We start from the raw sequence: 6242 nt of genomic DNA, 5'->3' as shown, positions 1-6242 counted from the left end.
CGCTCGACTTGCATGTATTAGGCACGCCGCCAGCGTTCGTCCTGAGCCAGGATCAAACTCTCCATAGAAAGTTTTCTCACTAGCTTTCACGCTTCTGTTTCGTTCAGTTTTCAAGGAACATTTTCATCGCTTTTTGAAGCGACTTTTTCAATATATCATTTTTCATCCTATTCGTCAACACTTTTTTTATTTTATTTATTTCGTTCAGTGAAGACGTTTAGTAATATACCATACATAACGAATCTTCATCAATACCTTTTTTGAAATTTTTTTAGAAAAAAATCCTTTATGTAGATCAGGCCATCTACATAAAGGATCGAAAAGCTTATTTATGACGCATTTGCGGGAACAACAAGACATCTCGGATCGAAGGAGAGTTCGTAAGCAACATAACTAAGCGGTCGATACCAATGCCTAAACCTCCAGTCGGCGGCATTCCATACTCTAAAGCTTCGATGAAATCTTCATCCATTTCATGCGCTTCATCGTTTCCTTGCTCTCTTTCTTTCAATTGAGCTTCAAATCGTTCGCGCTGATCAATTGGGTCATTCAATTCTGTAAAGGCATTCGCATGTTCACGACCGACAATAAATAACTCGAAACGATCTGTAAAACGAGGATCGTCTGGATTTTTCTTTGCTAAAGGTGAAATTTCCACCGGATGTCCATAAATAAATGTCGGTTGAATTAACTTATCCTCAACTTTTTGTTCGAAAAATTCATTGACGATATGTCCAAATGTCATGTGCGGAGCGATTTCAACACCATGCTCTTTCGCTAACTCCCGCGCTTCCTCATCGCTCATTTGCTTCCAAAAGTCAACACCGACATACTCTTTAATCGCATCAACCATGTGGAGTCGCTTCCATGGCGGAGTTAAATCGACCTCATGCTCACCATATTGGATTTTTGTTGTTCCTAATACTTCTTGAGCGATGTGGGAAATCATTTCTTCAGTTAATTTCATAATATCTTTATAATCCGCATATGCTTCGTACAGTTCAAGCATTGTAAACTCCGGATTATGACGAGTAGAGATTCCTTCATTGCGGAATACCCGACCAATTTCATATACCTTTTCTAATCCACCAACAATCAATCGTTTTAAATGAAGCTCAATGGCAATCCGCATATAAAGGGTCATATCAAGTGCATTGTGGTGCGTAATAAATGGACGGGCAGCCGCTCCCCCAGCAATGGAATGCATCATTGGCGTTTCCACTTCTAAATATCCTCGACTGTCTAAATAGCGTCGCATGGATTGAATGATTAAACTGCGAGTAATAAATGTCTTTTTACTTTCTGGATTCATAATTAAATCGAGATAACGCTGGCGATATCGTTGTTCAATGTCTTTAAGCCCGTGATATTTTTCCGGTAACGGGCGCAAAGATTTTGTTAAAAGCTCATAAGAAGAAACTTTAACTGACAATTCTCCCACTTTTGTTTTAAAAACGGTACCGCGAACACCTACAATATCGCCTAAATCTGATGTATCAAAAAGCTCGTATTGTTCTTCTCCAACATCATCTTTACGAACATAAATTTGAATTTGCCCTGTCACATCTTGAATATGAGCAAAGCCAGCTTTTCCTTTGCCGCGCTTCGTCATAATTCTTCCAGCGATCGCTACAGGAATTTGTTTTTCCTCTAATTCTTCTTTAGAGAATTGGCCATATAAATCAAATAGCTCTTGTGCTTTATGAGTGCGCTCAAAACGTTTTCCAAACGGATCGATCCCTTTTTCTCTTAATTTATGTAATTTTTCTCGACGCACTAAAAGCTGATCATTTAATTCTTCATGTGACATGTCTATTCACTCCAAACATTTTATTTTTTGGGAGAAAAACTGCCAGCGAAGGCTGGCAGTAAGCATCAAATTTGCACAGTTGCCAACTGACTTTGTTGTTTTTCTTCTACTTCCTCAACAAAGTTCATTAATAAAGTCACAAGCTCATCGCGAGTATTGCATTCGCTGATCGCATTGCGAACTTTTGCATTACCACGAATACCTTTTAAATACCAAGCCGCATGTTTTCTCATTTCCTTAACAGCAATATGTTCACCTTTTAACGCAATAAGGCGATCTAAGTGCAAGATGCACACTTCTACCTTTTCCCTTACAGATGGCTCTGGAATTAACTCCCCTGTTTCTAAATAGCGTACAGTACGATAAATCATCCATGGGTTTCCAAGGGCTGCACGCCCGATCATCACGCCATCTACTCCTATTTCATCTAACATTCTTTTCGCATCTTGCGGAGTTTGCACATCCCCATTTCCGATAACAGGAATATTGACAGCTTCTTTCACTTGCTTAATGATGTTCCAGTCGGCTTTTCCTTCATACATTTGTACTCTTGTACGACCGTGAACCGCTACAGCTTTTCCGCCCGCTCGCTCAACCGCTTGTGCATTCTCGACGGCATAAATATGATTTTCATCCCAGCCAATACGCATTTTGACAGTGACAGGTTTTTCAACTGCATCGACGACAGCCGCAACTACATCATAGATTTTATTCGGATCTAACAACCACTTAGCTCCTGCATCACACTTTGTAATTTTAGGAACAGGGCACCCCATATTGATATCGATAATATCTGCATTTGTGTTTTTATCGACATACTTCGCCGCTTCGACAAGCGATTCTTTTTCCCCGCCAAAAATTTGCAAACTAATCGGCTTCTCGCGTTCGTCAATATAGAGCATCCCCATCGTTTTTGGATTGTTAAACACAATGCCTTTATCGCTTACCATCTCGGCGCATACAAGTCCAGCCCCAAATTCTTTTACCGTTAATCGAAAAGCTGAGTTACACACACCCGCCATCGGAGCTAAAACAACGGGGTTATTGATTTGTACATCTCCAATTTTGAACATAAAGTTCCCTCCTTTCCTTTCTCCATTACTTCGGCGTCAACTCATCGATGCTCACATTTAACCGCTCAGCAATCGTTTGCAAAAGTTGGTCTGTAGGGAGGCGGTTCCCTCGTTCGATTTCACCTAAAATCGAAACCGAAATACCTAAATGCTTCGCAAAACTTTCTTGTGTGTAACCTTTTAATTTTCGAAAAGCGCGAATACGTTTCCCCCATCTCTCGGCTTCCATACGCGTACTCCTTCTTTATCCGACAATTGATCTATAATCAAAGGCAAGGGTTGGCCTGCATTTGGAATTTGAATGGCTGCATCTATTTCAAATAAAGGGATTAACACAAATGCCCTTTCCATCATTCGCGGATGAGGAATAGTGAGTTGTTCTGTTTCAATATTTTCGTGATTATACAATAAAATGTCAAGGTCTAACGTCCGCGGCCCCCATCGAATGTCTCTCTTTCGCCCAAACTGTTCTTCAATCTTTCTTGTTGTTTGTAATAATGCAAATGGCGACAGTGCAGTTTTTATTTTAATGACCATGTTTAAAAAACAATCTTGATCGGTGTAGCCGACGGGTTCTGTTTCATAAATAGAAGATGCGTCAATAACCGAAATCTCTTTATGCTCGTGCAACGCAATGATTGCACTACGTAAATAGTTTAAGCGATCACCGAGGTTAGAACCTAAAGCAATATAAGCAACATTCTCCATTATTTAACGGCTCCTCACTATTTCTACTGCAACAGATTGATAATGCCCTTTAATGGGTGGATTTGGTTTCGTGACTTTTACCGTGCACGAAAGAACGGTCGGAAACGTCGTTAAAATTCGCTCCGCAATTTGTTCGGCGACTGCTTCAATTAATTTAAACGGCTTCCCCTCAACAACTTCCTCACAAATTTGATAAAGGTGAGCATAGTTAATCGTTTCATTCAAATCATCGGTTTGCCCTGCTTTTTTTAAATCTGTTTCGATGATCAAATCGACAAGAAATTTTTGTCCTAGTTTATTTTCCTCAGGAAAAACACCATGGTATCCATAAAACTCCATCTGTTGAAGATAAATTTTATCGCTCATCTTCTTCCCCTTTTCCAAGCATGGCATCCATCATTTTAACCATTCTTGCAATTGGTAACACATCGTGCACACGAACGATGTGAACGCCTTTGGCAATTCCAAGACAAACGGTAGCTCCTGTTCCTTCCACTCGTTCATTTGTCGGTAAATTTAACACGTGGCCAATAAACGATTTTCGTGATGTGCCTAACAATACAGGATATCCAAGTTGCGTAAATCGTTCTAAATGGCGCATCACTTGTAAGTTATGCTCAAATGTTTTAGCAAATCCAATTCCTGGATCTAAAATAATATTTTCGTCTTTAACACCTGCTTTTTTAACGATCGAAATGCTTTCGGATAAATCGGATATCATATCAGCAATTAAATCTTGATAATGACGATCGTGTCGATTGTGCATCAGAATGATCGGCACATCATAAAAAGCAGCAACCTCTGCCATCTTCGGATCCGCTTTTGCTCCCCAAACGTCGTTAATGATGTGCGCTCCCGCTTCGATCGCTTGCTTTGCGACTTCTGCTTTATATGTGTCAATCGAAATTGGAACATCAACCGCTTTGGAAACGGCACGAACGACAGGGATGACGCGACGCAACTCTTCTTCTAAAGGCACTTTTTCCGCACCAGGTCTTGTCGACTCTCCGCCAATATCAATAATATCTGCTCCTTCTGCCACTAGTCGTTTGGCATGCTCTACCGCTCGATCCACCTCATTAAATTTTCCGCCATCAGAAAAAGAGTCAGGAGTCACATTTAAAATCCCCATAATGAATGTCTTTTTTTGTAAATTCAATTCATGTTTACCACAACGAATCACACGTACCATATCGCCTAACCGACCCTTTCTTCTAGTTCATACCTTGTCCACAATACATGCGTAAATTGCTCATATTTTTCTTTTAAGAGGCTCGTCAAAGCTCCTTCTACTCCCGGATACATCCGTTCCTCGAGCTGACGAACAGGTACAATTTCTTGAATAGAGTTTGTTAAAAATATTTCAGCAGCTGTTTGTAAATCTTCCAATGAGTAAAACCCTTCTTTGTAAGGAATCCCAAGCGAAGATAGCATTTTAAGAACAAATTGTCGTGTAATTCCATTTAAAATCCCTGTTTCGATTGAAGGCGTGTAAACCGTGTTTTGTTTTACCCAAAAAACATTCGAAACAATTCCTTCTGCCACAAATCCATCACGAGTAAGAAAAATTCCTTCTACTTGCGGATCTTGTCCAATTTCTCGCTTACCTAAAATATTGTTTAAATAATGATGGGATTTTAATCGTATTTCTCCCTCTGGACTATTTCTTCTCGTATTTAAAATTTTACATGCTTTCTCTAACGATGCGCTACGAGGGAGATCTTTCATATAAACAATAATCGTTGGATTTGTATATGCATCCGTTTGTAAGCCGACATCACCCAATCCCGCGGAAACATTGAAACGAACATAAGCGTTTCGCAATTGATTGGCCTTTAATAATTCATGAATGATGTTAACAACTTGTTCTCGAGTTAGAGTAAGATGAATGTTTAACATCCTTACCCCTTCATTTAAACGTTCCAAATGGTCATCTAATAAAAAAGGATGACCATCATATACGCGAAACGTTTCAAATAACCCAAGTCCATACATAAAGCCGTGATCAAACGGCGAAATACGAGCTTCTTCTTTTTTGACGATTTTTCCATTTACATAAACAAACATGAATTATCTTCCCTTTTTATATTGCTCAATAAAATTTTTCAGCATATCCAACCCATATTGCGTCATAATGGATTCAGGGTGAAATTGAACCCCTTCAATTGGAAAATGTTTATGGCGAATGGCCATAATTTCATCTTCCTCCGTCCAAGCCGAAATTTCAAAACAATCCGGCAATGTTTCCTTTTTAACAATAAGCGAATGATAGCGCGTCGCAACAAAAGGATTTTGAATTCCTTTGAAAATGGTTTTGCCGTCATGAAAAATCGTCGATGTTTTTCCGTGCATGAGTCGTTCTGCTCGTACCACTTCTCCGCCAAACACTTGCGCGATGGATTGATGCCCAAGGCATACACCAAAAATCGGAATTTTGCCCGCAAAGTACTGAATGGCTTCCATGCTGATTCCTGCTTCATTCGGGCTGCAAGGCCCCGGAGAAATCATTAAAAAATCTGGTTGTAATTGCTCGATTTCAGCAATTGTTATTTCATCGTTTCGCTTGACAACAAGCTCTTCCCCTAGCTGTCCTAAATATTGAACCAAGTTATATGTGAATGAATCATAATTATCAATCATTAAAATCATTT

At 39.7% G+C, this 6242-nt stretch carries 8 protein-coding genes and 1 rRNA gene; all 9 read right to left on the bottom strand.

What is annotated here, in order from left to right:
- Window positions 1-68: ribosomal RNA gene (locus EDD69_RS13330) — 16S ribosomal RNA — on the bottom strand; the annotation flags it as partial.
- Between the two features lie 257 nt (window positions 69-325).
- Window positions 326-1810 carry a lysine--tRNA ligase gene (lysS, locus tag EDD69_RS13325; protein WP_132949416.1) on the bottom strand — a complete coding sequence of 495 codons (1485 nt, stop codon included), beginning with the start codon at window positions 1808-1810 and terminating at the stop codon, window positions 326-328.
- 65 nt (window positions 1811-1875) lie between these two features.
- Complete coding sequence (gene dusB, locus EDD69_RS13320; protein WP_132949415.1) at window positions 1876-2883, bottom strand: tRNA dihydrouridine synthase DusB; 1008 nt, start codon at window positions 2881-2883, stop codon at window positions 1876-1878.
- 25 nt (window positions 2884-2908) lie between these two features.
- The gene (locus EDD69_RS13315) at window positions 2909-3112 is read right to left on the bottom strand and encodes a helix-turn-helix domain-containing protein (RefSeq protein ID WP_132949414.1); all 204 of its coding nucleotides are present in this window, start codon (window positions 3110-3112) and stop codon (window positions 2909-2911) included.
- The gene (gene folK, locus EDD69_RS13310) at window positions 3064-3591 is read right to left on the bottom strand and encodes a 2-amino-4-hydroxy-6-hydroxymethyldihydropteridine diphosphokinase (protein WP_132949413.1); all 528 of its coding nucleotides are present in this window, start codon (window positions 3589-3591) and stop codon (window positions 3064-3066) included. Before folK ends, EDD69_RS13315 begins: the two co-directional genes overlap by 49 nt.
- A gap of 3 nt (window positions 3592-3594) precedes the next feature.
- Window positions 3595-3957 (bottom strand): dihydroneopterin aldolase, encoded by a 363-nt coding sequence (gene folB, locus EDD69_RS13305; protein WP_132949412.1) that lies wholly within the window; start codon window positions 3955-3957, stop codon window positions 3595-3597.
- Window positions 3947-4783, bottom strand: coding sequence for a dihydropteroate synthase (gene folP / locus EDD69_RS13300; protein WP_132949411.1), 837 nt, complete (start codon window positions 4781-4783; stop codon window positions 3947-3949). The genes folB and folP overlap by 11 nt, the downstream gene beginning before the upstream one ends.
- A gap of 5 nt (window positions 4784-4788) precedes the next feature.
- Entirely contained in the window at window positions 4789-5658 is an 870-nt protein-coding gene (gene pabC / locus EDD69_RS13295; RefSeq protein WP_132949410.1) for an aminodeoxychorismate lyase, read from the bottom strand.
- A gap of 3 nt (window positions 5659-5661) precedes the next feature.
- Entirely contained in the window at window positions 5662-6240 is a 579-nt protein-coding gene (gene pabA / locus EDD69_RS13290; RefSeq protein WP_132949409.1) for an aminodeoxychorismate/anthranilate synthase component II, read from the bottom strand.
- Window positions 6241-6242: the final 2 nt, after the last annotated feature.

It is taken from the genome of Thermolongibacillus altinsuensis, from assembly GCF_004341205.1.
GTDB lineage: Bacteria > Bacillota > Bacilli > Bacillales > Anoxybacillaceae > Thermolongibacillus > Thermolongibacillus altinsuensis.
Note: the sequence above shows the minus strand (reverse complement) of the source record. Positions and strands in the feature narration are given on the sequence as shown.

Coding starts and splice junctions, on each gene's coding strand:
- folB (WP_132949412.1), bottom strand. CDS start 3,957: ATGAGCGATAAAATTTATCTTCAACAGATGGAGTTTTATGGATACCAT.
- folP (WP_132949411.1), bottom strand. CDS start 4,783: ATGGTACGTGTGATTCGTTGTGGTAAACATGAATTGAATTTACAAAAA.
- lysS (WP_132949416.1), bottom strand. CDS start 1,810: ATGTCACATGAAGAATTAAATGATCAGCTTTTAGTGCGTCGAGAAAAA.
- pabA (WP_132949409.1), bottom strand. CDS start 6,240: ATGATTTTAATGATTGATAATTATGATTCATTCACATATAACTTGGTT.
- EDD69_RS13315 (WP_132949414.1), bottom strand. CDS start 3,112: ATGGAAGCCGAGAGATGGGGGAAACGTATTCGCGCTTTTCGAAAATTA.
- dusB (WP_132949415.1), bottom strand. CDS start 2,883: ATGTTCAAAATTGGAGATGTACAAATCAATAACCCCGTTGTTTTAGCT.
- pabC (WP_132949410.1), bottom strand. CDS start 5,658: ATGTTTGTTTATGTAAATGGAAAAATCGTCAAAAAAGAAGAAGCTCGT.
- folK (WP_132949413.1), bottom strand. CDS start 3,591: ATGGAGAATGTTGCTTATATTGCTTTAGGTTCTAACCTCGGTGATCGC.